Genomic DNA, 24,753 nt, shown 5'->3' with positions numbered 1-24,753 from the left:
GACGGTGCCGATCTTCGTTCGAGGCGCTCTCGGCGTCAACCGGAGCGTGCCGTCGGACGGGGTGGACGTGACCGCCGGACCGAGGCGCCGCCGCGGGCCCGCCATCGTCCCGCGGCGGGCCTCACTTCGTGCCGGTGCCGACGTTGATCTCCGCGTGCAGGACCGCTCCGGGCTCGCCGCCCGAGCGTTCGCGCAGGAGTCCGTCCAACACCCGGTGCACGTCGTCGCGCGCCTCCGCGGTCAGGCCCGAGGCCAGCCGTGCCCCGATCGGGTTGCTCGCCGTGACCAGGTTCCACAGGTGCGCCGCGGACTCGACGGGCATGTCCCAGGTGATCGTGTCCACGGTGGCGCCGGTGAGCCCCGCCGCGACGAGATGTTCCCGGAACAGATCCGGGTCGGCCAGACGGAACGGCGGTGGCGTTTCCATCGGTGGCATGGCGGCGGGTGCGACCGCCTGGACGGCGCCCATGAAGAATCCGAGGAACTCGGCCTTGTGGAGTGCCCCGAACGCGACGACGAGCACCGTCCCTCCGGGCCTGGTCACGCGCACCATCTCGGCGAGCCCGCCGCTCAGGTCCGGGAACAGCGACACGCCGTGCTGGGACGCGGACACGTCGAAGGCGCCGTCCGCGAACTCCAGGGCCTGACCGTCCATGACCCGGCCCTCGATGTTCGTCAGGCCTTCCGCCTCGGCGCGGGCGCCGAGTCGCTGGATCATCGCCGGTGCGATGTCGGTCGCCACCACCTCCGCGCCCAGACGCGCGGCGGGGATGCTCAGTGCGCCGCTTCCGGCCGCCACGTCCAGGAAGCGCGTCCCGGGACGGATGCCCAGCGGGCGGAGCACCGCTTCGCCGTGCCGGATGTTCCCCGGGGTGAGGTATTCGTCGAACCCGGGCGCGATCGTCTCCCACTCGCCGCGGATCTGCTCCTGTATCGGTGTCTCGACGGCCATGGCGGGTTCCTCCCTTGCTCATCGGTGTTCGTGTTCTGCCGGTCGCCGGCCGCGGTCACGCGCCGCCGCGATCGTCCAGGAAGCGCCGCATCAGCGCGCCGACCTGCCGGGCCTGGTACAGCCAGGGCGCGTGACCGCCCGGGACGAGGTGCAACTCGGCGTCCCGCATGATCGCCGCGGCGCGGCGTCCGCTCTTCTCCTGCCCGAACGGATCCCGCTCACCCCAGATCATCTGCACCGGTCGCCGTACGCGCGCGAGTTCCCCGTCCATCGGCTTCGCCGTGATCCCGTAGCGCGCCAGCACGTCACGCTGCGACCTCCGAAAGCCGCCGCCGGGTCGAGAGGGGCGCCGCGCGCCCCCGCGCGGCCGAGTCGACCATCATCGAAGGCTCCCACACTGGACGAATCCGCGGCGGCACTCCCCAACTTGCCTCCGTGTGGATGCGGTTTCCCGGCCCGCCCCGCTGCGATGAGTCAGTCTTCGCCGGTGATGGCGTTGAGGCGCTCCACGGCGCCGGCGAAGTCCTCGACCATGTCGTAGACGACCTGGCGGGCGGGCTTCACGGTGTTCATGAGGCCGACGCACTGGCCGACGAAGTAGTTGGCGAGCTGCCGGGCGCCCGGGTTGCCGGACTCGGCGATCTTGGTGATCTGCCGCATGGCGCCCTCGGCGACGATCATCTGGAGGGGCATGCCGAGGGGGCCGGGGCTCGCGGGGCCCTCCCACTCCTCCGTCCAGGCGGAGCGGAGCTGGCGGGCGGGCTTGCCGGTGCGGGACCGGGAGCGGATCGTGTCGCGGGACGTGGCCGCGAGCATCTTCTCCTTCACCGGACCGGAGGTTTCCGCCTCCTCGGTGGTGAGCCAGACCGAGCCGCACCAGACGCCGGACGCGCCGAGGGCGAGGGCGGCGGCCATCTGGCGTCCCGTGGCGATGCCGCCCGCGGCGAGGACGGGCACCGGGGCGACGGTGTCGACCACCTCGGGGACGAGGACCATCGTGGAGATCTCGCCGGTGTGCCCGCCGGCCTCGCCGCCCTGCGCGACGATCAGGTCGACGCCGGCGGCGACCTGGCGGCGGGCGTGCTCGGACGTGCCGACGAGGGCGGCGACGGGGATACCGGCGGCCTTCGCCTTCTCCACCATGAGCGGGGGAGGGGTGCCGAGGGCGCTGGCGATGAGGCCGATGGGGTGGGCGAGTGACACGTCGATCAGCTCGGTCGCGCCCTCCTTGGTGACCTGCGCGCCGCCGCGCGCGTTGGACCGCTTGGCCTGCTCGAAGTCCGGCAGCGGGACGTCGTACTTGGCGAAGAGGCCGGTGAGGAAGTTCCAGTGCTCGTCGGGGATCGCGGCGAGCATGGCGTCGAGGCCGCCGCCGCCCTCCGCCGCCTTGTCGATCTTGCCGGGGACCAGGACGTCCACGCCGTAGGGGCGGCCGTTCACGTGGTCGTCGATCCAGCGCAGTTCCTCTTCGAGGCGGTCGGGGCTGTAGGCGACCGCCCCGAGGACGCCGAAGCCGCCCGCGTTGGTCACGGCGGCGACGACGTCGCGGCAGTGACTGAAGGCGAACAGCGGGAACTCTATGCCGAACCGTGCGCAGACCTCGGTGTTCATGACCCCAGACGCTAACGGACCGAATGGCATTCGGTCTAGTGGCGGAACAGGACGTACGACTCGCCCTCGTCCGGGTGCACGAACGCCGCCCGGAGGGGGAGGCCCTCGCGCAGGGACGCGGGGTCGACGCCGTCCAGGCGGGCGTGCAGCCAGGGGCCCTCCACCAGCTCGACCAGCGCGAGGTGGGCGGGGGGCTGATCGGCGTTCCGCGCATGGGTGACGGTCCAGGTCACCAGAGTCGCCTCGCCGCTCGCCTCGGCCCAGCCGAGGTCCTCGTTCCCGCAGCCGGGGCAGCCGGCCTCATCCGGGGCGAACCAGCGGTCGCACGCCTCGCAGCGCCTGATGACGAGCCTCCCGGCGGCGGTGCCGTCGAAGAACGGGTCGGTGCGGCCGTCCCGCCGCAGAACACCGATGTTCATGCCCGGGCCCCCTTCTCGTGCGGGCTGACGATGAGCGTGGAGTGGTGGTCGAGGATGCCGCCGTTCCCGCTGACCAGGATCACGTCATTGGACGGGGCCTGCCGCTCGCCGCCGTCCCCGCGCGCCTGGATCACGGCCTCCGACAGCGGCGTCATGCCCCACATGTAGTACGCCGAGAGCTGGCCGCCGCCGGTGTTGGTCGGCAGCGACCCGCCGGGGCCGAGCGCGCCCGACGCGGCGAACGCGCCGCCCTCGCCCTTGGCGCAGAACCCGTAGTCCTCCAGCGACACCAGGACCGTGTAGGTGTAGCAGTCGTACAGCTCGCACACGTCGACGTCGGACGGGGTGATCCCCGCCATCTTCATCGCCGTCGCTCCGGAGGAGACCGCACCGGTCGTCAGGCCGAACTCGCTGCCGCGCTCCTTGCGGTGCCCCGGATGCCCCTGTCCCCAGCCCCACAGGTGGACGGGCGGCCGGGCCAGGTCGCGGGCCCGGTCGGCGCTCGTGACCACGACGGCGATCGCGCCGTTGGAGACCAGGCAGCAGTCCAGCAGGTGCAGCGGCTCCGACACCCAGCGGGACTCCTGGTGGTCGGCCAGGGTGATCGGCTCGCGCATCTGGGCGAGCGGGTTGCGCGAGGCCCACTCGCGGGTCGAGACGGCGATCGCGCCGAGCTGCTCGCCGGTGGTGCCGTAGCGGGTCATGTGCCGCTGGGCGGCGAGGGCGTAGAACGAGTTGACGCTGCGCAGCCCGAGCGCCGCCGTCATCCCGCCGAACCCGTACCATTCGCGGGCGTCGCGGTCGTACGCCGAACCGGCCGGCTTCTGCGGCTTCAGCGGCGCGTCGGCGAACACGCAGGCGACGGTGGTCGCCGAGCCGCTCAGCACCGACATCGCCGCGTGCGCCAGCATCGCGCCGGCGGTCGCTCCGAACGCGTTCATCAGCGAGAGCAGCCGCAGGTCGCGGAGCCCGAGCGTGCCCGCCAGCTCGATGCCGGGGGAGCCGCCCAGCCCGTGGCTGACCAGCAGCCCGTCCAGGTCGCCGAGCGTCAGCCCCGCGTCGGCCACGGCGAGCCGCACCGCGTCGGCGGCCAGCCGCCGCGGGCTGCGCCCGTAGACCTTGCCGAGCTCGGTCATCCCGAGCCCCACGATCGATGTGCCCATCAACGCAACCTCGCCCCTCCACGATTCATCCCGCCACGGTACCGAATGACGTTCGGTGCTCTCCAGGGCGGGTTGATCACGGAGGGCGGCGCGCCCGTGGAACCGTCCCGGAACGAGAGCCGCCCGCGTCCCCGGGGCGACGGGGACGCGGGCGACGGGCTGCCTGCGGGAGGCCGGCCGGAGGCCGTTCGGTCAAGAAGCGAGGACCGCCTGCAGGAAGTCCCGGGTGCGCTGCTCGGTCGGCTCGCCGAAGATCTGGTCCGGGGGACCCTCCTCGACGATCTGGCCCTGGTCGAACATCAGGACCCGGTCGGAGATGTCCTTGGCGAAGGCCATCTCGTGAGTGACGCACAGCATGGTCAGGTCGCTCTGCCTCGCGATGTCGCGCAGCAGGTCCTGGACTCCGACGACGAGTTCGGGGTCCAGGGCCGAAGTGACCTCGTCCAGCAGCAGTACCCGGGGCTGCATGGCGAGCGCCCGGGCGATCGCCACCCGCTGCTGCTGCCCGCCCGACAACTGCGTCGGGTGGGCGTTGATCTTGTCGGCGAGGCCGACCAGCTCCAGCAGGTCCCTGGCGCGTTCGAACGCCTCGTCCTTGGACACCCCCAGCACCCGCACCGGCCCCTCGGTGAGGTTGCGCAGCACGTTCATGTTGGGGAACAGGTTGAACTGCTGGAACACCATGCCGACCTGCTTGCGCATCTCGTGCAGGTGCCGCTGGCTGGCCGGGACGCGCTTGCCGCCCCGCTCCATGTGCCACAGCGTCTCGTCGCCGATCCAGATGACGCCCTCGTTCAGGGTCTCCAGCGTCATCAGGAGCCGCAGGATGGTGGTCTTGCCCGACCCGCTCGGCCCGATGAGCGTCACCCGCTCGCCGGGCTCCACGGTGAAGTCGAGTTCGCGGAGCACGACGTTGCTGCCGAACCGCTTGACCACCTTCTCGAAGCGGATGCCCGGTGCGCTGCCGTGCGGAAGCTCCGCGGCGGGCTCGCCCTTCTTCGCGTCGGTCTTCTGCGCGGAGACGCCCTTGTCCGTCGGAACGCTCTCGCCCGCCGCTGCGTCCTGCGGCGTCGGGCCGCCCTCCGGGTCCTGGGGCGTCGGGGCTTCGGGTGTGGTGTCAGTTGGTGGCATAGCGCCTCTCCAAGCGGCGGACCAGTATCGAGGATATGACGCTGACCACGACGAACAACAGGCCGACCATCGTCATCGGCTCCAGGAACTGGCCGTTCACCGACCCCACCTTGTTGGCGGCGAAGAGCAGTTCCGCGACGTTGATCGCGAACAGCATCGGCGAGTCCTTGAACATCGCGATCAGGTAGTTGCCGAGCGTCGGGATCACGCGGCGGACCGCCTGCGGCAGGATCACGTCCAGCCACACCCGCGACTTCGGCAGGTTGATGGCCGTGCACGCCTCCCACTGCCCCTTCGGGACGTCGGCGATTCCGGCCCGGTACACCTCCGCCGTGTAGGTCGAGTAGTGGACGCCGAGCGTGATGATGCCCGCCGTCAACGGCCCGATCGTGATGCCCCAGGCGGGCAGGACGAAGAAGACGAAGTACAGCTGCGGGATCAGCGGCGTCGACCTGATGAACTCCGTGACCCACCGGACCGTCTGGTTGACGGCCGTGTACGGCGTGCGGCGCAGCAGCGTCCACACCAGGCCCAGGACCAGGGCGAGCACGTAGCCGACCAGCGTCGCGATGACGGTGTAGCGCAGCCCGTCCAGCAGATCGGGCAGGATCTCGCTTGCGTATTCCCAGTTCCAGTTCATCAGCCCGCCACCCCCGCTCCGGGAGCACCGGCCGCGATCGTGCCGAGCGACGGTTCACTGGGAAGCCTGCGGCCCAGCATCCGGTCCACGCGCCGCTCGGCGTAGCGGACGAACAGCTGCAGCACCTGCGCGATCACGAAGTAGAGGATCAGGGCCACCGAGAAGGCCGCGATGGTCTCCCCGCTGCTGCCCTGGATGTTCTTCGAGACGCGGGTCAGGTCGACCAGGCCGACCAGGGACACGATGGCCGTCCCCTTCATCAGCTCGATGATCAGGTTGCCGAACGGCGGCAGCATCAGCGCGAAGGCCTGCGGCAGCAGGACCCGCCGCATCCGCTGGAACGGCGTGAAGTTCAGCGCCACCGTCGCCTCGTACTGGGCCTTCGGCACCGCCTTGATCGAGCCGCGGACCACCTCGGCGCCGTAGGCGCCGATGTTCAGGCCGAGTGCCAGCACGGCCGCCACGATCGTGGTGAACCGCAGCCCGATCAGGGGCAGCGCGTAGAAGAACCAGAACAGCAGCACCAGGGTCGCGTTACCGCGGAAGAACTCCACGTACACCCTGTTCAGGACGCGTACCCCGGCGTGCCGCGAGGCGCCCGCGAGACCGAAGATCAAAGCGAGCACCAGCGCGAGCGCGCCGCCGAACACGGTGAGCCGGAAGGTGAGCCACGCGCCATCGAGCCACTGGGGGTAGCTCTCGAGGACGTCCGTCACCCGGGATCAGCCCTTGCAGAACTTCGCGGCGGTGTCGTCCGGCCCGGGCATCTCCGCCTGGGTGAACCCGAACGGCTGCAGGACCGGCAGAAGCCCGTTCGACTGCTTCAGCTTCGCGAGCTCGTCGTTCCAGGCCTTCAGCAGGTCCGCGTCGGCCTTGCGGAACGCGAACGCGCCGGCGCCGAGCTGCTCCTTGCCGTCGATGACCGGCGTGAACGCCTCGGTCACCTCGTAGCCCTCGCCCTCGTGCTTGGCCAGCAGGTCGGCCAGGGAGATGCGGGTCAGCCAGATGCAGTCGATGCGGCCGGCCTTGAGGCCCTCGTAGGCGCTGGCCTGGTCGGCGAAGGTCTTGATGTCGTCCTTCTTGACCCCGGTGCTCTCGGCGTAGCCGGCCTCGACGGCGCCCGTGAGCACGCCGACCTTGACGCCCTTCTTGCCCGGGTCCTCGGCGGTCTTCAGGCCCTCGGGGTTGCCCTCCTTGACCATGAACGCGCTCTTGGCCACGTACTCGGGATTGGCGAACGCCGCGGAGGCGCAGCGCTCCGGAGTGATGAACATGCCGGCGGCGATCGTGTCGAACCGCCTGGCGTTGAGCCCGGCGATCAGGCCGGCGAAGTCCACCTGGACGCCCTTGACCTCGTCGATCCCGAGCTTCTTGAAGATGACGCGCGCCAGCTCGGGCGCCTCACCGGTCAGCTTGCCGGACTTGTCGGTGTAGCCGTACGGCGCCTCGTTGGCGAAGCCGACGGTGATCGAGCCGGCGCTCTTGGCCTTCTCCAGCGTCCCGCCGCCGGCGAGCTCCTCCTCCGGATCCGTCGTGGAGCAGCCCGCCGCGGCCAGCGGTACCGCGGCGGACAGCAGCACGGCGGTGCGCAGGAAGTCACGTCTCGAGGAAGTCATCATCGAACTCCTGGATGGGTGTGCTCCCGCGCCCGCGGGGAGCCGCAGCGGCCCCCCGCGGGCGCGGGAGCAGGATGGGTCGGGGTTATCGAATTGTTGTGTTCATTCAGCCGCCCACGGGTGTGAAGTCGCGGGCACCGATGAACTCCGGACGCGGTGCGGGTGCCGAGAACGGCTCGACGCAGGTGTTCTCGACGCTGTTGAAGACGATGAACACGTTGGAGCGCGGGAACGGCGTGATGTTGCCGTTCGAGCCGTGCATGCAGTTGCAGTCGAACATGGTCGCAGAGCCCGCCGACCCTGTGAACAGCTCGATCCCGTGTTTTTCGGCAAGGATCGACAAGCTGTTGGGATCGGGCGTCCCGATCTCCTGTCCGCGCAGGGACTCCTTGTAGTGGTCGTCCGGGGTCTCCCCGACACAGGCCACGAAGGTCTTGTGCGAGCCAGGCATAATCATTAGCCCGCCATTGTGCACGAAATTCTCCGTCAGCGCGATGGATATGCTCACCGCGCGCATCCGGGGCATGCCGTCCTCGGCGTGCCAGGTCTCGAAGTCCGAGTGCCAGTAGAACTCCTTGCCGCTGAACCCCGGCTTGGAGTTGACCCGGCTCTGGTGGACGTAGACCTCGGACCCGAGGAGCTGCCGTGCCCGGCCGACGACGCGGGGGTCGCGGACCAGCCGGTCGAAGACCTCGCTGATCTTGTGGATCTCGAAGATCGAGCGGACCTCGTCCGAGCCCCGCTCGGTCACCGTGCGCTCGTCGGCCAGGATCCGCGGGTCCGCGGACAGCCGGCGCAGCTCGGCGCGGTAGTCCTCGACCTCCTCCGGGGAGATGAGCTGGTCGACGGACAGGAATCCGTCGGCCTCGAACGAGTCGAGCGTCGCACCGTCGATCGGCCCGTCCTCCGGGGCGCCGTACACGACAGGGTCCTGCCGGTACAGCAGCGCCGCCTCGACGCCCTTGCGGGTGGGATAGGCGTCGTCGATGGTCGGATGGGACTCGATGATGCTCATGCGTCCTCCTCAGTCAGCAGCGGGTACACACCGTTCTCGTCATGGACCTCCCGGCCGGTGACCGGCGGGTTGAACACGCAGACGGTCCGCACGTCCGTGTGAGCCCGCAGGGTGTGGTGCTCGTGCTGGTCCAGCAGGTACATCACGCCCGGCTCGATCTTGTGCTTCTCGCCCGTCTCGTCGTTGGTCAGCTCTCCCTGGCCCTCGATGCAGTAGACCGCCTCGACGTGGTTCGCGTACCACATCCTGGTCTCGGATCCCGCGTACAGGATCGTCTCGTGCATCGAGAAGCCGACGCCCTCCTTGGCGAGCACGAACCGGCGGCTGCACCACGTCGGTGCCTGCACGTCGCGCTCGGTGCCGATGATCTCGTCAAGGGAACGAACGATCATGAATCTCCTCTTTCCAGCTGTGCCCGGGCCGGGCCCGCGGCGGGCCCGGCGGCAGCGGACGGTGTTCGCTCGAGCCGTGCGTCGTGGCCGGCTCGTTCTCAGACGGCGACCTTCTGGCGGACGGCCTCCAGCGAGTCCGCGATGATCTCCAGGCCCTGGGCCAGTTCGGCCTCGGTCGTGGTGAGCGGCGGCAGCAGCTTGACCACCTCGCCCTCCGGGCCGGAGGTCTCCATCAGCAGCCCCCGCTCGAACGCCTCGGTGCACACCCGCGGCGCCATCTCGGCGTCGTTCATCACCAGGCCCCACGCCAGGCCGCGGCCGCGGACGGAGTCGACGGCGCCGGCGTGCGCCTGCGCGATCGACTCCAGCGCGGTCTGGACCTGCTGGCCCTTGGCGAGGGTCTGCTTCTCCATGTCGTCGCCGGTCCAGTAGTCCTCCAGCGCGGCGACGGCGGTGACGAACGCGGGGTTGAACCCGCGGAAGGTGCCGTTGTGCTCGCCCGGCTCCCACACGTCCAGCTCCCGCTTCATGAGCGTGACCGCGAACGGCAGCCCGTAGCCGCTGAGCGACTTGGACAGGCAGACGATGTCCGGGGTGATCCCGGCCTCGTCGAAGCTGAAGAAGGACCCGGTGCGGCCGCAGCCCATCTGCACGTCGTCGACGATGAGCAGGATGTCCTGCCGGCGGCACAGGTCCTGCAGGCCCCGCAGCCACTCGGCGGTGGCGACGTTGATGCCGCCCTCGCCCTGCACGGTCTCCACGATGACGGCGGCGGGCTTGTCGAGGCCGCTGCCGCTGTCCTCCAGCATCGTCTCGAACAGCAGGAAGTCGGGCGTCCTGCCGTCGAGGTAGTTGTCGTAGGGCATCGCGACGCCGTGCCCGAGCGGTACGCCGGCCCCGGTGCGCTTCATCGAATTCCCCGTGACGGCGAGCGCGCCGAGCGTCATGCCGTGGAAGGCGTTGGTGAAGCTGACGACCGTCTCACGGCCGGTGTACTTGCGGGCGAGTTTCAGCGCGGCCTCGACCGAGTTGTTGCCCGCCGGGCCGGGGAACTGGATTTTGTAGTCGAGCGCCCGCGGCTGGAGCACGTACTCGTTGAACCGTTCCAGGAACTCCCGTTTGGCCGAGGTGTACATGTCCAGGCTGTGCACGATCGCGTCGCTCGCGAGATAGTCCATCAGCCGGCGTTTCAGCTGCGGGTTGTTGTGCCCGTAGTTGAGAGTTCCGGCGCCGGCGAAGAAATCGAGGTATGTTTTCCCGTCCTCATCGGTCATGTGGCTGCCCTGCGCGGTCGTGAACACCGTGGGCCAGCCTCGGCAGTAGCCGCGGACTTCCGATTCCAGGCGGGCGAAAACGTCCATGTCTGCCTCCAGGCAGGTTGTGTGGGGGAGCGGACGGGGGAGTGGGGTGGATCAGTTCGCGTCGGTGATCGGGCCGATCCGGAAGAGCACCTCGGGCTCGTGTCCCCCCTCGGGGAAGTGCTCCGCGCCGAACAGCGGGCTGCGGGCGAGCTCGCACCCGCGGTCCCGGGCGAACGACTCGAACATCGCGGTGGAGGCGGTGTTGTCCGGCGTGACCGTGGCCTCCATGAACCGGTGGCCGCGGGGGACGAGCCGGTCGGCGAGGTCGTCGAGCATGCGGCGGGCCAGGCCCTGGCCGCGGTGGTCGTGGTCGACGGCGACCTGCCATACGAAGAACGTGTCGGGCCGGGACGGGCGGACGTAGCCGGTGATGAAACCGCAGGGGGCGCCGGCGTCGCGCGCCACCACTGAAGTGTCCGGGAAATCGCGGCACCAAAGCGTGTAGCTGTACGGCGAGTTGACGTCCAGGACGCGTGAGTCCCGGGCCATCCGCCAAAGCTCTGGGCCGTCGGCGAGGCTCGGCTCCTGGAGTTGCACGTCCGCGTTCGTCTCGTTCGCGTCGGGGCGTCGGGTCGGTGATTCCAGGGGTTGCGCTGCCATGTCCAGGCAACTTAGCGAATCTCGCATCGTGATCGCAGAGGAATGTTATCTGCGAGATGTTTAGCGACCTGCGGCACTGGGTAAGATATTAGGCTTTGTCGAATTCGGTGCAATTAAGTGCGGGCCCGCGCATGCGGCCATCCGCTTTTCCCCGTGCTACGCAGGAGGTACTGCCACTCGGGCGGGCGGCGGCGCCAGGACGCTTCCTGAACGCCACCTTAATGTTTTGTCGTGGCCTCGGGAGGGGTTTTGTGTATCGGTTGTGTGAGGTAAGTCACTCAAATTCGATGACAACGCCCGGGGTGCGGTGGACGTCACGTCGCATCGAGCGAGGTCGTCCGGTCGCGGGCATCCTGGGGCGGGTGTGGGGCAAGGCGTTGACGCGGACTCTGAGAGGCCGCCCCTACTGACCTTCAAGGGGCAGGTTCAGTGACCGAACGGTAAGGCTCTGATAGCTCAGAGGTAAGATATCGAGGGATTTCGGTCTTAAATGCGCCCGGCCGGGGCATGGTTCGAACGCCGTCCCCGGCCGGGATTCCGGACTCGCCGATCACAACATTTCGACGCGTCCGATTTATCGAGCCCTTCTGCGAACGGCGCGTTGCACCGGGTTTCGCTCAGCGTCCGGCGAACCGGTCCGTCGCCTCGATCAGCCGGTGCAGGATGCCCGGCTCGCTGTAGGCGTGGCCGGCGTCGTCGACGATGTGGAACTCCGCCTCGGGCCACGCGCGGTGCAGATCCCAGGCCGTGGCGACCGGGGTGCACACGTCGTAGCGGCCCTGCACGATCACGGCCGGGATGTGGCGGATCCCGTCCACGCCGCGGATCAGCTGCTCGTCCTCGAGGAACCCCTCGTTGACGAAGTAGTGGTTCTCGATGCGGGCGAACGCCACCGCGTAGTCGGGCTCGCCGAACTCGCCGGCCACCTCCGGGTCCGGTCGCAGCGTGATCGTCGAGCCCTCCCAGGTCGACCACGCCTTGGCCGCGGCGACGCGCACGTCCCGGTCCGGGGAGGCGAGCCGCTCGCTGAACGCGGAGATGAGGTCCTCCCGCTCGTCCTCGGGGATCGGCTCGACGTACTTCTCCCACAGATCGGGGAACAGCAGCGACGCGCCCTCCTGGTAGAACCAGTACAGCTCGAACGGCCGCAGCGTGAAGATGCCGCGCAGCACCAGCTCCGTCACCCGCTCCGGATGGGTCTGCGCGTACGCCAGCGACAGCGCGCTGCCCCAGCTCCCGCCGAACACCAGCCAGCGCTCGATGCCCAGGTGCTCGCGCAGCCTCTCCATGTCGGCGACCAGGTTCCAGGTGGTGTTCGCCTCCAGCGACACCGCCGGGTCACTCGCGTGCGGCAGGCTCCGACCGCAGTTGCGCTGGTCGAACAGGACGATCCGGTACGCGTCCGGGTCGAACTGCCGGCGGTGCTCCGGGCTGCACCCGGCGCCCGGCCCGCCGTGCAGCATCACCGCCGGCTTGCCGTCCGGATTGCCGCAGACCTCCCAGTAGATGCGGTTGCCGTCGCCTACGTCGAGGATCCCGGACTCGTGCGGCTCGACGGGCGGATAAAGGGTGCGAAGCTCCATGGGGTGCGATTGTCCCACCCGTTCCGCCGTTCCACCGGATGTGACCCGCGGCACCCGTCAGACTGTCGTGTGCAGGCCGTGAACAGGGCGCGACCAGGCGTCCTGCGTGCGCGGATACATTGCGAGGATCAAGAAAGTAAACCCCAAACTGGGCAAAGGTTCCGCTGGTCGGGACTAGAGTGCCTTCAGTGATGCGAAGCGACGAGGCTCAGGGCCGGTAGCGGAGCGAACGAAATGTGCACACAGACCCCCGCGAACGCGGCCGGGCGCCGCCAGGCGAGGAGACACGTGAGCGAGATGACGGGCCGCCAGGCGGGCAGGGCCGCGACCACGATGATCAGCGCCATGGCGTTCACGTGGCACCGAGCCGTGAGGCGAGGAGAGCAGTGAGTGAGCTGAACGGATCGGGCGGTTCCCGCGGAGTCCCGGACGCGGGGTCCCCCTGGACCGCCATGGGGCGCGACCCCAACCGGACGCCCGAGGCGCCGGTTCCGGCCGCCCAGCAGCCGATCCAGATGTCCAAGCCCGCGCTGCCCGTCCCGGCCGCGCAGCAGCCGCCCCAGGCCGGTCAGGGCCGGCACGGCCGCACCGGTGAGATGGTGCGGCCCGAGCCGGGGCAGCCCGAGGCCCAGCCCTGGGACATGGTGGAGCGGCTCCGCCAGATGGCCGACCTCATCGGCGACGCGCTCGCCGCCGGGGAGCGCAAGGTCAACGAGGTGCAGAGCGAGATCGCCTCGCAGGTCGCGGCCATCGCGGCCGAGCGGGAGGCCGCGCAGCGCGACGCCGCCGCCGCGTGGGGCGAGGTGCAGCGCGCCCGCGGGCAGGCCGAGCAGTCCGAGCGGCGCGCCGTGGAGGCCGAGCGGCGCCTCGGCGACGCCCAGAACGAGGTCTCCTCGCAGGTCGCGGCCGTCCAAGCCGAGAAGGAGGCCGCGCAGCGCGACGCCGCCGCCGCGTGGGGCGAGGTGCAGCGCGCCCGCGGGCAGGCCGAGCAGGCCGACCGCCGCGCGGTCGAGGCCGAGCGGCAGTACGCCGACGTCGACCGCCGTGTCGCCGAGGTCCAGAACGAGGCCGTCACCCAGATCGCCGCGTTGCAGACCGAGAAGGAGAACGCGCAGCGGGACGCGGCCGCCGCCTGGAACCAGGCCCAGCAGGGACGCGCCCAGGCCGACCAGGCGCGCAACCAGGCCGAGCAGGCGCGCATCCAGGCCGACCAGGCGCGCGCGCAGGCCGAGCAGACCCGCGCGCAGATGGAGCAGGTGCAGGCCCAGGTCGAGCAGGCCGAACGCCGGGTCGCCGAGGCCGAGGCCACCGTCCGCCAGGCGATCCAGCAGCGCGACGCCATGAGCGAGGCCCGCGACGACGCTCTCCGCGCCGTCGAGGACGCCGTCGCCGGACGCCGCTCCGCCGAGGCCGAGCGCGACCGCGTCGCCGAGCAGGCCGCGGAGCTGTCGCGGGGCCTGGAGGCCGCGCACGCCGAGCTGTCGGCGCTGCGCGCCAAGGTCACCGACGCCGAGATGACCGCGCAGAACCTGCAGCACGCCATCGTCGCGGCCGGCAACGAGACCGATGAGTCCCGCCGCCGCGCCGAGGTCGCCGAGCGCCGCGCCCAGGAGAACGAGCGCCGCGCGCTGGACTCCGAGCGCCGGGCGCAGGAGGCCGAGCGGCGCATCCAGGAGGCCGCCGGACGGGCCGAGGCCGCCGAGGCCGAGCGCCAGCAGGCCCTCGACACGGCTGCGCAGTCGCTTGAGGCCGCCAAGAAGGCCGAGCGCGAACGTGACGGCAGCGCCAAGGGCAGGGAGTCGGCCGAACGGGCCCGCGAGGCCGCCGTCCAGGCCCAGGCGCGTGCCGAGTCCGAGCTCACCCTGGCCCGCGGCCGGGCCGACCAGGCCGGGCGCGAGCGTGACAAGGCCGTGGCGGGCATGCGGCAGATGGCCGCGGAGCGCGACGCCGTCGCCGAGAAGCTCGCCGAGCGCGACCAGTGGGTCGACCAGCTCGCGCAGGCCGTCACCGAGCAGCGCGCGCAGATCGCCGAGCTGTCCCAGGAGCGCGACGCCGCCCGCACCGCCGCGGACCAGGCCCGCTCCCTGATCGACGAGCTCACCCGCCAGCTCCGCACCATCATGCCCACCGCCGCCACCCCGCGCCTCTAGCGGCGCCTCGACGCGGGCCCCCGGACCCGGGCACGCGGGGTCCGGGGGGTGTCCCCTGGGCGGACACGGTGAGCCGGCTGTTAAGCTAGAGGCCCGTGGACAGTGAGCAGCGTCCGCCTCGCAACGACCACGGGAGCGTCTTCTTGCCTTCGGCAGCCACTGGTAGAGCACGGCCTACCAAGCACCTTTTCGTCACCGGCGGTGTCGCCTCGAGCCTCGGCAAGGGACTGACGGCGTCCAGCCTCGGGAGGCTCCTCACCCTCCGCGGCCTCCGGGTCACCATGCAGAAGCTCGACCCCTACCTCAACGTCGACCCCGGGACGATGAACCCGTTCCAGCACGGCGAGGTGTTCGTCACCGACGACGGCGCCGAGACCGACCTGGACATCGGGCACTACGAGCGGTTCCTGGACACCGAGCTGCACGGTTCGGCGAACGTCACCACCGGCCAGGTCTACTCCAACGTGATCGCGAAGGAGCGGCGCGGGGAGTACCTCGGCGACACCGTCCAGGTCATCCCGCACATCACGAACGAGATCAAGGACCGGATCATCGGGATGGCCGCCGACAACGCGGTCGACATCGTCATCACCGAGGTGGGCGGGACGGTCGGTGACATCGAGTCGCTGCCGTTCCTGGAGTCGGTGCGCCAGATCCGGCACGAGATCGGCCGGGAGAACTGCTTCTTCCTGCACGTGTCGCTGCTGCCCTACATCGGTCCGTCGGGGGAGCTGAAGACGAAGCCGACGCAGCACTCGGTGGCGGCGCTGCGCTCCATCGGCATCCAGCCCGACGCGATCGTGTGCCGGTCCGACCGGCCGATCACCGACGGGCTCAAGCACAAGATCAGCATGATGTGCGACGTGGACCGTGAGGCGGTCGTGTCGGCCGTCGACGCGGCCAGCATCTACGACATCCCGAAGGTGCTGCACTCCGAGGGCCTGGACGCCTATGTGGTGCGCCGCCTGGACCTGCCGTTCCGCGACGTCGACTGGGGCGCCTGGGACGAGCTGCTGCGGCGCGTCCACAAGCCGGCCCGGGAGGTGACGATCGCGCTGGTCGGCAAGTACATCGACCTGCCCGACGCCTACCTGTCGGTCACCGAGGCGCTGCGGCACGGCGGTTTCGGCAACGACGCGAAGGTCCACATCCGCTGGGTGAAGAGCGACGACTGCGAGACCCCGGAGGGCGCCGAGCGGGAGCTGGACGGAGTCGACGGCGTCCTCGTGCCCGGCGGGTTCGGGGTCCGCGGCATCGAGGGCAAGATCGGCGCCGTCCGGCACGCCCGCGAGAACCGCGTCCCGCTGCTCGGCATCTGCCTCGGCCTGCAGTGCATGGTGATCGAGGCGGCGCGGACGCTCGGCGGGCTCGCCGACGCCGGCAGCGCCGAGTTCGACGCCACCACCGCCGACCCCGTCATCGCCACGATGAGCGACCAGCTCGACGTCGTCGCCGGCGAGCGCGACATGGGCGGGACGATGCGGCTCGGCCTCTACCCGGCCGACCTCGCCGAGGGGTCGGTCGTCCGGGAGCTGTACGGGGAGGCCAAGGTGTCCGAGCGGCACCGGCACCGCTACGAGGTCAGCAACGCCTACCGGGACCGGCTGGAGGAGGCGGGGCTGTGGTTCTCCGGCCTGTCACCCGACGGCCGCCTGGTCGAGTACGTCGAGCTGCCGCGCGACCGGCACCCGTTCTTCGTCGGCACGCAGGCGCATCCGGAGTTCCGGTCCCGGCCGACGCGCCCGCACCCGCTGTTCACCGGCCTGGTCGCCGCCTCCCTCGACTACGCGGCGAATCGCGCGGGCGAGGGCGAGACGGGGAACGTGACCGTCTCATGAGCCCCGCGGAGGAGTTCGGCCCGGACGACGTCCGCGACCGTCCCGAGCGGTGGCGGGTCGTGGCGGAGTCCGCGGTCTACCGGGGGCGCGTTTTCGGCGTCCGGAGCGACCGGGTCGAGATGCCGCGTGGAGACGGCACCGAGGTCGTCGGCCGCGACGTGATCGAGCACATCGGCTCCGTCGGCGTCATCGCCCTCGACGACCGCGACCGGGTGCTGCTGCTGCGCCAGTACCGGCATCCCGTGGGGCGGCTGCTGTGGGAGGCGCCCGCCGGGCTGCGGGACGTGGACGGCGAGCCCCTGCACAAGCTCGCCGAGCGGGAGCTGCTGGAGGAGTCCGGGTACCGCGCGGAGCGCTGGGACACGCTGCTGGACGTGTACCCGTCGCCCGGGATGACCGACGAGCGCGTCCGGATCTTCCTGGCCCGCGGGGTCGCCGAGGTGCCCGCCGACCAGATCGATTTCGAGCGGGTCCACGAGGAGGCCGACATGCCGGTCGTGTGGGTGCCGCTGGAGGACGCGGTCCGCAAGGCGCTGGCCGGCGACCTGCACAACATGATCGCCTGCATGGGGGTACTGGCCGTGCACGCCGCGCGCTCGTCCGGGTTCGCGGGGCTGCGCCCGGTCGACGCGCCGGAGGGCTGACCCCGGGATGGGCCCCCGTCCGCGGCGGGAGGGGGCATGATGGGCGGGGTCCCCGTAGTCACCGCCGGAAGAGGTGCCGCACTGTCCCCGAGTCCGACCCCCCGGAGCACCGCGCGGCCCGCCATGTCCGACCGTTTCCCGGACGACGCCGGCGCCGGTTCCGCGCTCGGTTCGGCCGTGCGCACCTATCTGGGGCACCTCGCCGTCGAGCGGGGCCTGGCCGCCAACACCCTGAGCTCCTACCGGCGTGACCTGCGCCGGTATGTGCGGGTCCAGGAGGGGCGGGGCCGCACGGCCGCCGGCGAGATCACCGAGGACGACGTCCGCGCGTACCTGGCGAGCCTGCGGGAGGGCGACGACGACCATCCGCCGCTGTCGGCGGGGTCGGCGGCGCGGGCGCTCGCCGCCGTCCGGGGACTGCATCGTTTCGCGCTGCGTGAGGGCCTGGCCGCGGGCGACCCCGCACACGACGTCAAGCCGCCGACGCCGCCGCGGCGGCTGCCCAAGGCGATCTCGCTGGAGGAGGTCGAGCGGCTTCTCGCCGCGGCCGCCGGCCCGTCCGGCGGCGGCCCCGGCGCCGCGCGCGGGCTGCGCGACCGGGCGCTGCTGGAGTTGCTGTACGGGTCGGGGGCGCGCATCTCGGAGGCCGTCGGCCTGGACGTCGACGACCTCGACCTGCGGGACGGGTTCGCCCGTGTGGCGGGCAAGGGCGGCAAGGCCCGGGTGGTGCCCATCGGCGACTACGCCCGCGAGGCCGTGGACGCCTACCTGGTGCGGGCGCGTCCCGAACTCGCCGGGGCGGGGCGGGGCGGCCCGGCGCTGTTCCTGAACGCGCGGGGCGGGCGGCTGTCGCGGCAGGGCGCGTGGATGGTGCTGCGCGCCGCCGCGGACCGGGCCCATCTGTCGGAGGTGTCGCCGCACACGCTGCGGCACTCGTTCGCGACCCATCTGCTGGACGGCGGAGCCGACGTCCGCGTGGTCCAGGAGCTGCTCGGGCACGCCTCGGTGACCACGACGCAGGTCTACACGCTGGTGACCGTTCAGCTGCTGCGGGAGGTCTACGCGACCTCGCATCCGCGTGCGCGGAGCTGACCGGGGCCCGCGAGACGGGCCCCGGGGGGACAAACCGGGCGAACCGGTGTGTCGACAAATCGCGACGTTCGGCGCGCGTCGGCTTGAGACGCGGGTCCGGCGGCCCTAGAGTCCCCGTTCTGGATGGCATTTCCGGGCCGCCGGGGAGGGATCTGGTGACCAGCACTGACGGTGCGGATGGAGTCCTTTCCTCCGCCACCATAGAGACCGATCCGAGAAGGGCCCTCGGGCCCACTCAGCGACCCGTGCCGGTGTTCCCCGAACCGGAACCTCTGGCCGAGCACGGGCCCGCACGGATCGTCGCCGTCTGCAACCAGAAGGGCGGCGTCGGCAAGACCACCACGACCATCAACCTGGGCGCGGCGCTCGCCGAGTACGGCCGCCGTGTCCTGCTCGTCGACTTCGACCCCCAGGGCGCCCTGTCGGTGGGCCTGGGCAAGGGCGACCCGCGCCAGCTCGACCTCACGATCCACAACATGCTGCTCGAACGCGACACCGAGTGGGAAGACATCGTCATCGAGACCGGTGTCGACGGGATGGAGCTGCTGCCGAGCAACATCGACCTGTCCGGCGCGGAGGTCCAGCTCGTCCACGAGGTCGGCCGCGAGTACATCCTGCAGGGCGCGCTGAAGTCGGCGATCCCGCACTACGACTACATCCTCATCGACTGCCAGCCGTCGCTCGGCCTGCTCACCATCAACGCGCTGGCCGCGAGCGAGGGAGTGCTGATCCCGCTGGAGTGCGAGTACTTCGCGATGCGGGGCGTCGCGCTGCTGATGGAGACCATCGAGAAGGTGCAGGGCCGGATCAACCCGGAACTCGTCATCGACGGGGTCCTCGGCACCATGTACGACTCGCGCACCCTGCACACCCGCGAGGTCCTCGGACGCATCGTCGAGGCCTTCGGCGACAAGGTGTTCCACACGGTCATCAACCGCACCGTGCGGTTCCCCGACGCGACCGTCGCCGGAGAGCCGATCACCTTCTTCGACCCGAACTCGATGGGGGCGAACGCATACCGTGGTCTGGCGCGAGAGGTGCTCGGAAGGTGGGCCCACGTCGGGTAGGTCCGACGCGCACGGTGAAAACAGCACCCTGGTACGCCGCCCCCGCGGCGGCCACTGACGAACCGGAAACGCCGTGAACCAGCCCCCCGCCCCCCCTCCTCCACCGCCCCCGCCTCCTTCCGGCCCGCCCTATGAGCCGCCGTTCGGGCAGCCGTACGAGGCGTTCCCTCCGCCCGGCGGCCCTCCGCCGGACCGCACGGCCGGGAAACGGGTGGTGATCGTCGTCGCCCTCCTGACGCTCGGCGTGCTGCTGGCGGGCACCGCGGTCTTCCTCGTCATCCGCGACGTCACCGGCGGCGGCGGGGGCGGCCCGGCGGACCTGCGCGAGCCGATGACGTTCCAGCAGGTCGCGGACACCTCCCCGCCGCCGTGCGGGTCCGGGACCGTGCCGGACACCGAGGGCGCCTGCCTGCGGCTCGGCCCGGAACGCATGATCGTCGACCGGGTCGAGCGCATCGAGGCGGTGCCGCCGGAGCCGGAGAGCGGGCAGGCCCGATGGGCCGTCCAGCTGGATCTGACCCCCGCCGACGGCGCCGCGTTCGGGCGGCTGACCGGCAAGGCCGCCGAGCAGCCGGAGGGCTCCCCGGGCCGGCGGATCGCGATGATCGTCGGAGGAAAGGTCGTCTCGGCGCCCTCGGTGTCCGGCGGCCCCATCACCGGCGGCACGGTGATGATCTCCGGGCAGTACACCAGGGCGGACGCGGAGGACCTCGTCGCGCGGATGACCGGGCGGTAGGGGCGTCCGCGCCGTCACCGCTCGTGACCGGCCGTGGTGCGAGCACGCGCCGCGCGTGGGACGATGTGGCCGGTGAGCACAGCGCGGGAGGTGACCTCCGCTACCGTGAGCGACGTGGACGAGACGTCGCCGGAACCGGAGCGGGGGAGCGGTCAAGAGACCGGGGAGGAACAGGGGTTCCGCGTCCACCTGGACAACTTCGAGGGGCCGTTCGACCTGCTGCTCGGGCTGATCTCCAAGCACAAGCTCGACATCACCGAGGTGTCGCTGCACAAGGTCACCGACGACTTCATCGCGCACATCCACTCCCACGGCAAGGACTGGGACCTCGACCAGGCCAGCCACTTCCTCCTCGTCGCCGCGACCCTGCTGGACCTCAAGGCCGCCCGGCTGCTGCCGTCCGGCGAGGTCGACGACGAGGACGACCTGGCCCTGCTGGAGGCCCGCGACCTGCTGTTCGCGCGGCTTCTGCAGTACCGCGCCTACAAGGAGGTCGCGCGGGTGTTCGCGGGGCGGATCGCCGACGCGAGCCGCCGGTTCCCGCGCGTCGTGCCGATGGAGCCGAGGTTCGCGAACCTGCTGCCGGAGGTGCTGCTCGGCCTCGGGCCCGAGGAGTTCGCCCGCCTCGCTGCCAGGGCCTTCACGCCCAAGGAGGCGCCGTCGGTCTCCGTCGAGCACATCTACCAGCCGAAGGCCAGCGTCACCGAGCAGGCCGCGATCGTCGTGGAACGGCTCCGCCGGCTCCGCCGGACGACGTTCCGCGTCCTGGCGTCCGACGCCGAGGGCACCTACGAGGTCGTCGCGCGGTTCCTGGCGCTGCTGGAGCTGTACCGGGACCAGAACGTCACGTTCGAGCAGCTGGAACCCCTCGGGGATCTGCACGTGACCTGGGTCGGCACCGACGAGGGCGACATCGAGGTCGGCGACGACTACGAGGGCGTCGCCAAGAAGGACGACGCCGGCCGGAACGGCGAGAAGGACCGGAGGGACGAGGGAGACGATGACTGAGGAACCCGGCGCGGACGCGCCGGAGCTTCCGGGGCTGCGCGCCTCGATCGAGGCGATCCTGCTGGTGGTGGACGAGCCCGTCACCGAGATGACGCTCGCGCAGCTGCTGGAGCGCCCCCGCGGCGAGATCGCGGAGACGTTGCGGGAACTGGCCGCGGAATACACCGGGCAGGGCCGCGGGTTCGACCTCAGGGAGGTGGCCGGCGGCTGGCGGTTCTACACCCGGGACGTGTGCGCCCCGGTCGTGGAGCGGTTCGTCACCGACGGCCAGCAGGCGCGGCTCACGCAGGCCGCCCTGGAGACGCTCGCCGTCGTCGCCTACCGGCAGCCGGTGAGCCGTGCCCGCGTATCGGCGATCCGGGGCGTCAACAGCGACGGGGTGATGCGCACCCTGACGCTGCGCGGCCTGATCGAGGACGCCGGTCAGGACCCCGAGTCGCAGGCGCACCTGTACCGCACCACCGGGTACTTCCTGGAGCGGCTCGGGCTCCGCGGCCTCGACGAGCTGCCCGAGCTCGCCCCCTTCCTGCCCGACGACCTTCCAGACGACATAGTTGAGGACACGTGAGCGAAGTGACGAGTAGCCCCCAGGCGAGGAACGCAGCGAACCAGGCAAGCAGAGCAGCGTTCGCTCACGGGCCCCGAGCCGCCAGGCGAGGGGCCCAGTGAGCGAGAACGAGGGCGTGCGGCTGCAGAAGGTCCTGGCCGAGGCCGGGATCGGCAGCCGCCGCCACTGCGAGGAGCTGATCGGCGAGGGCCGCGTCACCGTCGACGGGAAGAAGGTGTTCCGGTTCGGTGAGCGCGTCGACCCGCGGCACGCCGTCATCCATGTGGACGGCATGCGGGTCGAGACCCGCTCCGAGATGCGTTACTACGCGATCAACAAGCCGCGCGGCGTGGTGAGCACGATGTCCGACGAACGGGGCCGCAAGTCCCTCGCCGACTACGTCGAGGTGCCGGAGCGGCTGTTCCACGTCGGACGGCTGGACACCGACACCGAGGGCCTGATCCTGCTCACCAACGACGGCGAGCTGTCACACCGCCTCACCCACCCGAGCTACGGGGTCTCCAAGACCTACCTGGCCGAGATCCACGGCCCGATCCCGCGGGACCTCGGCAGGCGGCTGAGGGCCGGCGTGACGCTGGACGACGGTCCCGCCAAGGCCGACAAGTTCCGGATCTTCGACCAGGTCGGCAGGCGCGTGCTGGTGGAGATCACCCTGCACGAGGGGCGCAAGCACATCGTCCGGCGGCTGCTGAAGGAGGTCGGGTTCCCCGTCCAGCAGCTGGCCCGAATAGAGTTCGGGCCGATCAGGCTCGGGGCGCTGAAGCCGGGCACGATGCGGGCGCTGTCCGTGCAGGAGATCGGCGAGCTGTACAAGGTCGCCGGGCTGTAGCCGGCGGACACGAGGAGGGGAACGGCTGTGACGGTACGCGCGGTCCGCGGGGCGACGCAGGTCGAGGCCGACGACCGGGACCAGATCCTGGAGGCGACGACGGAGCTCGTCGCCGAGGTGATGTCCCGCAACGAGCTGAGCACCGACGACGTCATCAGCGTGATCTTCACGACCACGCCGGACCTGACGGCGGAGTTCCCGGCGCTCGCCGCCCGCAAGCTCGGCTTCCACGACGTGCCGCTGCTGTGCGCGTCGGAGATCGCCGTTCCGGGCTCGCTGCCCCGGGTGATCCGGCTGATGGCCCACATCGAGACCGGCCGCCCCCGCTCGGACGTCCAGCACGTCTACCTGCGCGGCGCCACGGCCCTCCGCCTCGACATCGCGCAGTAGGGTGACCGGCGTGAGTGAGGACGTGGTGGCGCGGCGCATCATCGTTGTCGGGACGGGGCTGATCGGGACGTCGATCGCCCTGGCGATGCGGGAGCGCGGCGCGGAGGTGCGGCTGACCGACCGGGACGCGGCGGCGCTGGCGCTGGCGGTCGAGCTGGGCGCCGGTGACGCGCTGCCGGACGGGGCGCAGGCGGAGCCCGCCGATCTGGCGGTGCTCGCGGTGCCGCCGGCGGCGGTGGCGGTGACGCTGCTGGACGCGCAGAAACGCGGCCTCGCCACCGCCTACACCGACGTCGCGAGCGTGAAGGCGCTGCCGCTGGCGCAGGCCGCCGAGCTGGGTTGCGATCTGACGACGTTCGTGGCGGGCCACCCTCTGGCGGGCAGTGAGCGGTCCGGGCCGGCCGCGGCCCGCGCGGACCTGTTCCTCGGCCGCCCGTGGGCGCTGTGCGCGCCCCCGGAGGCGACGCCGGAGACGGTCGCGGTCGTCACGGATCTCGCGAAGTCGTGCGGCGCGATGCCGGTGGCGGTGGACGCCGCCGAGCACGACCGGGCCGTCGCCCTGGTCTCGCACGGCCCGCACGTGGTGTCGGCGGCGGTCGCCGCCCGCCTCACCGGTGCGGACGACGTGGCGCTGGGGCTGTCGGGGCAGGGCGTCCGGGACGTCACCCGGATCGCGGCCAGCGACCCGCGGCTGTGGATCGGGATCCTGTCGGCGAACTCCGCGCCGGTCGCGGACGTGCTGGAGGCCGTCGCGACCGACCTCGCGGTGGCCGCGTCGCTGCTGCGCGACGGCAGCGAGGAGGCCGCCGCCCATGTGGCGGATCTGTTGCTGCGCGGGAACGCGGGCCGGTCCCGCATCCCGGGCAAGCACGGCGGCGACCAGCCCGCCTACGCGGCCGTCCAGGTGGTCATCCCCGACCGGCCGGGCGAACTCGCGATGATCTTCCAGGCGGCGGGGATCGCGGGCGTCAACATCGAGGACGTGGCGATCGAGCATTCGCCGGGCCGCCCGCTGGGCGTGCTGGAGCTGTCGGTGGTGCCGGAGGCGGCCGAACGGCTGGCCGGGGAGTTGCGCGCCCGCGGCTGGTCGGTGCCCGGCTAGCCCGCGGCCCGGGGCGCGGCCGTGCGGGCGGCGGCGCGGGGAGTGGGCCGGTGCCGGTAGCCTGGTTCGCCGGGGCTCGTCCGGGGGACACCCGCGCATCGGCGCGGCGTTGGGCGCCGCCCGGTCCGCCCGCGGCCCGCGCCGGAGGGCGCCTCAACGGAACAGAGAGGGAGCGATCGTGCCGCTCGTCATCGCCATGGACGGCCCCTCCGGGTCCGGCAAGTCCAGCGCGTCCAAGGGCGTCGCCCGCGCGCTCGGGCTCCGCTACCTGGACACCGGTGCGATGTACCGCGCCATGACGTGGTGGATGCTGAACAACGGCGTGCCGGTCGAGGACGGCGCCGCCGTCGCGGCCCGCGCGCCGGAGCCGGTCATCGAGTCCGGCACCGACCCGGACGCGCCGACGATCACGGTGGACGGGACGGACGTGTCCGCGCCGATCCGCACCCGCGAGGTGACGAACGCGGTCAGCGCGGTCAGCTCCGTCCCGGCGGTCCGGACCCGGCTCGTGGAGCTGCAGCGGGAGATCATCGGGGCCGGCGCCATCGTGGTGGAGGGGCGCGACATCGGCACGGTCGTGGCCCCGGACGCGCCGGTCAAGGTGTACCTGACCGCCAGCGAGGAGACGCGGGCCCGTCGCCGCGCGAAGGACCTCGCGGCCGACCCGGGGGCGTCGGTGACCGTCACGCAGGCCGAGCAGGCCCGGCGCGACCGGCTGGACTCCACCCGGAAGGCGTCGCCGCTGACCAGGGCGGGGGACGCGCACGAGATCGACTCGACGGAGCTGAGCCTCGCCGAGGTCATCGAGGCGATCGTCCGCCTCGCCAAAGAGCATGAGTGAGCGGG

General features: G+C 71.4%; 27 protein-coding genes. 12 read left to right on the top strand and 15 right to left on the bottom strand.

The genetic code is table 11. The features are described 5' to 3' along the window. Positions 1–121: 121 nt before the first annotated feature. From ACGFK0_RS25710 to ACGFK0_RS25640, 15 genes are all read right to left on the bottom strand, one after another. Entirely contained in the window at positions 122–952 is an 831-nt protein-coding gene (locus ACGFK0_RS25710) for a class I SAM-dependent methyltransferase (protein WP_392909009.1), read from the bottom strand. 55 nt (positions 953–1,007) lie between these two features. Next, positions 1,008–1,256, bottom strand: coding sequence for an alpha/beta fold hydrolase (locus tag ACGFK0_RS25705; RefSeq protein WP_392909007.1), 249 nt, complete (start codon positions 1,254–1,256; stop codon positions 1,008–1,010). Positions 1,257–1,426: 170 nt separating this feature from the next. Further along, positions 1,427–2,563 (bottom strand): NAD(P)H-dependent flavin oxidoreductase, encoded by a 1,137-nt coding sequence (locus tag ACGFK0_RS25700; protein ID WP_392909005.1) that lies wholly within the window; start codon positions 2,561–2,563, stop codon positions 1,427–1,429. A 35-nt stretch (positions 2,564–2,598) separates the two neighbouring features. Further along, complete coding sequence (locus tag ACGFK0_RS25695) at positions 2,599–2,982, bottom strand: Zn-ribbon domain-containing OB-fold protein (RefSeq protein WP_392909003.1); 384 nt, start codon at positions 2,980–2,982, stop codon at positions 2,599–2,601. Then, a complete protein-coding gene (locus ACGFK0_RS25690; protein WP_392909001.1) occupies positions 2,979–4,145 on the bottom strand; it encodes a thiolase family protein in 1,167 nt (388 codons plus the stop codon). The genes ACGFK0_RS25695 and ACGFK0_RS25690 overlap by 4 nt, the downstream gene beginning before the upstream one ends. 192 nt (positions 4,146–4,337) lie before the next feature. Further along, positions 4,338–5,276, bottom strand: a complete 939-nt coding sequence (gene ehuA, locus ACGFK0_RS25685; RefSeq protein ID WP_392908998.1) for an ectoine/hydroxyectoine ABC transporter ATP-binding protein EhuA — start codon at positions 5,274–5,276, stop codon at positions 4,338–4,340. Then, complete coding sequence (gene ehuD, locus ACGFK0_RS25680) at positions 5,263–5,916, bottom strand: ectoine/hydroxyectoine ABC transporter permease subunit EhuD (RefSeq protein WP_392908996.1); 654 nt, start codon at positions 5,914–5,916, stop codon at positions 5,263–5,265. Before ehuD ends, ehuA begins: the two co-directional genes overlap by 14 nt. Continuing rightward, on the bottom strand, positions 5,916–6,632 hold the full coding sequence (ehuC, locus tag ACGFK0_RS25675; protein ID WP_392908994.1) for an ectoine/hydroxyectoine ABC transporter permease subunit EhuC: 717 nt from the start codon (positions 6,630–6,632) through the stop codon (positions 5,916–5,918). Before ehuC ends, ehuD begins: the two co-directional genes overlap by 1 nt. 6 nt (positions 6,633–6,638) lie before the next feature. Beyond that, the gene (gene ehuB, locus ACGFK0_RS25670) at positions 6,639–7,532 is read right to left on the bottom strand and encodes an ectoine/hydroxyectoine ABC transporter substrate-binding protein EhuB (RefSeq protein WP_392908992.1); all 894 of its coding nucleotides are present in this window, start codon (positions 7,530–7,532) and stop codon (positions 6,639–6,641) included. Positions 7,533–7,638: 106 nt separating this feature from the next. Further along, complete coding sequence (gene thpD, locus ACGFK0_RS25665; protein WP_392908990.1) at positions 7,639–8,547, bottom strand: ectoine hydroxylase; 909 nt, start codon at positions 8,545–8,547, stop codon at positions 7,639–7,641. Next, on the bottom strand, positions 8,544–8,939 hold the full coding sequence (locus ACGFK0_RS25660) for an ectoine synthase (RefSeq protein WP_392908988.1): 396 nt from the start codon (positions 8,937–8,939) through the stop codon (positions 8,544–8,546). The genes thpD and ACGFK0_RS25660 overlap by 4 nt, the downstream gene beginning before the upstream one ends. Positions 8,940–9,037: 98 nt before the next feature. After that, positions 9,038–10,300: a diaminobutyrate--2-oxoglutarate transaminase gene (gene ectB / locus ACGFK0_RS25655; RefSeq protein ID WP_392908986.1), complete on the bottom strand. Its 1,263-nt coding sequence runs from the start codon at positions 10,298–10,300 to the stop codon at positions 9,038–9,040. 51 nt (positions 10,301–10,351) lie between these two features. Beyond that, the gene (gene ectA, locus ACGFK0_RS25650) at positions 10,352–10,900 is read right to left on the bottom strand and encodes a diaminobutyrate acetyltransferase (RefSeq protein WP_392908984.1); all 549 of its coding nucleotides are present in this window, start codon (positions 10,898–10,900) and stop codon (positions 10,352–10,354) included. Positions 10,901–11,517: 617 nt separating this feature from the next. After that, complete coding sequence (gene pip / locus ACGFK0_RS25645; RefSeq protein ID WP_392908982.1) at positions 11,518–12,483, bottom strand: prolyl aminopeptidase; 966 nt, start codon at positions 12,481–12,483, stop codon at positions 11,518–11,520. Between the two features lie 185 nt (positions 12,484–12,668). After that, a complete protein-coding gene (locus ACGFK0_RS25640; RefSeq protein ID WP_392908980.1) occupies positions 12,669–12,830 on the bottom strand; it encodes a hypothetical protein in 162 nt (53 codons plus the stop codon). A gap of 39 nt (positions 12,831–12,869) precedes the next feature. On the opposite strand from ACGFK0_RS25640, the gene ACGFK0_RS25635 reads away from it, so the two are divergent. From ACGFK0_RS25635 to cmk, 12 genes are all read left to right on the top strand, one after another. Beyond that, a complete protein-coding gene (locus ACGFK0_RS25635; protein ID WP_392908978.1) occupies positions 12,870–14,633 on the top strand; it encodes a hypothetical protein in 1,764 nt (587 codons plus the stop codon). A gap of 143 nt (positions 14,634–14,776) precedes the next feature. Continuing rightward, entirely contained in the window at positions 14,777–16,471 is a 1,695-nt protein-coding gene (locus ACGFK0_RS25630; protein ID WP_392908976.1) for a CTP synthase, read from the top strand. Then, positions 16,468–17,115, top strand: a complete 648-nt coding sequence (locus ACGFK0_RS25625) for an NUDIX domain-containing protein (RefSeq protein ID WP_392908974.1) — start codon at positions 16,468–16,470, stop codon at positions 17,113–17,115. Before ACGFK0_RS25630 ends, ACGFK0_RS25625 begins: the two co-directional genes overlap by 4 nt. Before the next feature lie 123 nt (positions 17,116–17,238). Continuing rightward, positions 17,239–18,207 carry a site-specific tyrosine recombinase XerD gene (locus tag ACGFK0_RS25620; RefSeq protein ID WP_392908972.1) on the top strand — a complete coding sequence of 323 codons (969 nt, stop codon included), beginning with the start codon at positions 17,239–17,241 and terminating at the stop codon, positions 18,205–18,207. A 200-nt stretch (positions 18,208–18,407) separates the two neighbouring features. Beyond that, complete coding sequence (locus ACGFK0_RS25615) at positions 18,408–19,274, top strand: ParA family protein (protein ID WP_392909263.1); 867 nt, start codon at positions 18,408–18,410, stop codon at positions 19,272–19,274. A 73-nt stretch (positions 19,275–19,347) separates the two neighbouring features. Next, entirely contained in the window at positions 19,348–20,010 is a 663-nt protein-coding gene (locus tag ACGFK0_RS25610) for a hypothetical protein (RefSeq protein ID WP_392908970.1), read from the top strand. Positions 20,011–20,124: 114 nt separating this feature from the next. Next, on the top strand, positions 20,125–21,018 hold the full coding sequence (locus ACGFK0_RS25605; protein WP_392909260.1) for a segregation and condensation protein A: 894 nt from the start codon (positions 20,125–20,127) through the stop codon (positions 21,016–21,018). Beyond that, entirely contained in the window at positions 21,011–21,586 is a 576-nt protein-coding gene (scpB, locus tag ACGFK0_RS25600) for an SMC-Scp complex subunit ScpB (protein WP_392908968.1), read from the top strand. The genes ACGFK0_RS25605 and scpB overlap by 8 nt, the downstream gene beginning before the upstream one ends. Before the next feature lie 97 nt (positions 21,587–21,683). Continuing rightward, positions 21,684–22,415, top strand: a complete 732-nt coding sequence (locus tag ACGFK0_RS25595) for a pseudouridine synthase (protein ID WP_392908966.1) — start codon at positions 21,684–21,686, stop codon at positions 22,413–22,415. A gap of 27 nt (positions 22,416–22,442) precedes the next feature. Then, on the top strand, positions 22,443–22,805 hold the full coding sequence (gene aroH / locus ACGFK0_RS25590; protein WP_392908964.1) for a chorismate mutase: 363 nt from the start codon (positions 22,443–22,445) through the stop codon (positions 22,803–22,805). A 10-nt stretch (positions 22,806–22,815) separates the two neighbouring features. Next, positions 22,816–23,907, top strand: a complete 1,092-nt coding sequence (locus ACGFK0_RS25585) for a prephenate dehydrogenase (protein ID WP_392908962.1) — start codon at positions 22,816–22,818, stop codon at positions 23,905–23,907. A 178-nt stretch (positions 23,908–24,085) separates the two neighbouring features. Next, positions 24,086–24,748, top strand: coding sequence for a (d)CMP kinase (cmk, locus tag ACGFK0_RS25580; RefSeq protein ID WP_392908960.1), 663 nt, complete (start codon positions 24,086–24,088; stop codon positions 24,746–24,748). The last annotated feature ends 5 nt before the right edge of the window (positions 24,749–24,753 follow it).

It is taken from the genome of Spirillospora sp. NPDC048823 (genome assembly GCF_043198445.1).
GTDB lineage: Bacteria > Actinomycetota > Actinomycetes > Streptosporangiales > Streptosporangiaceae > Spirillospora.
The sequence above is the reverse complement of the archived record's forward strand: the minus strand, read 5'-3'. Positions and strand labels throughout refer to the sequence as shown.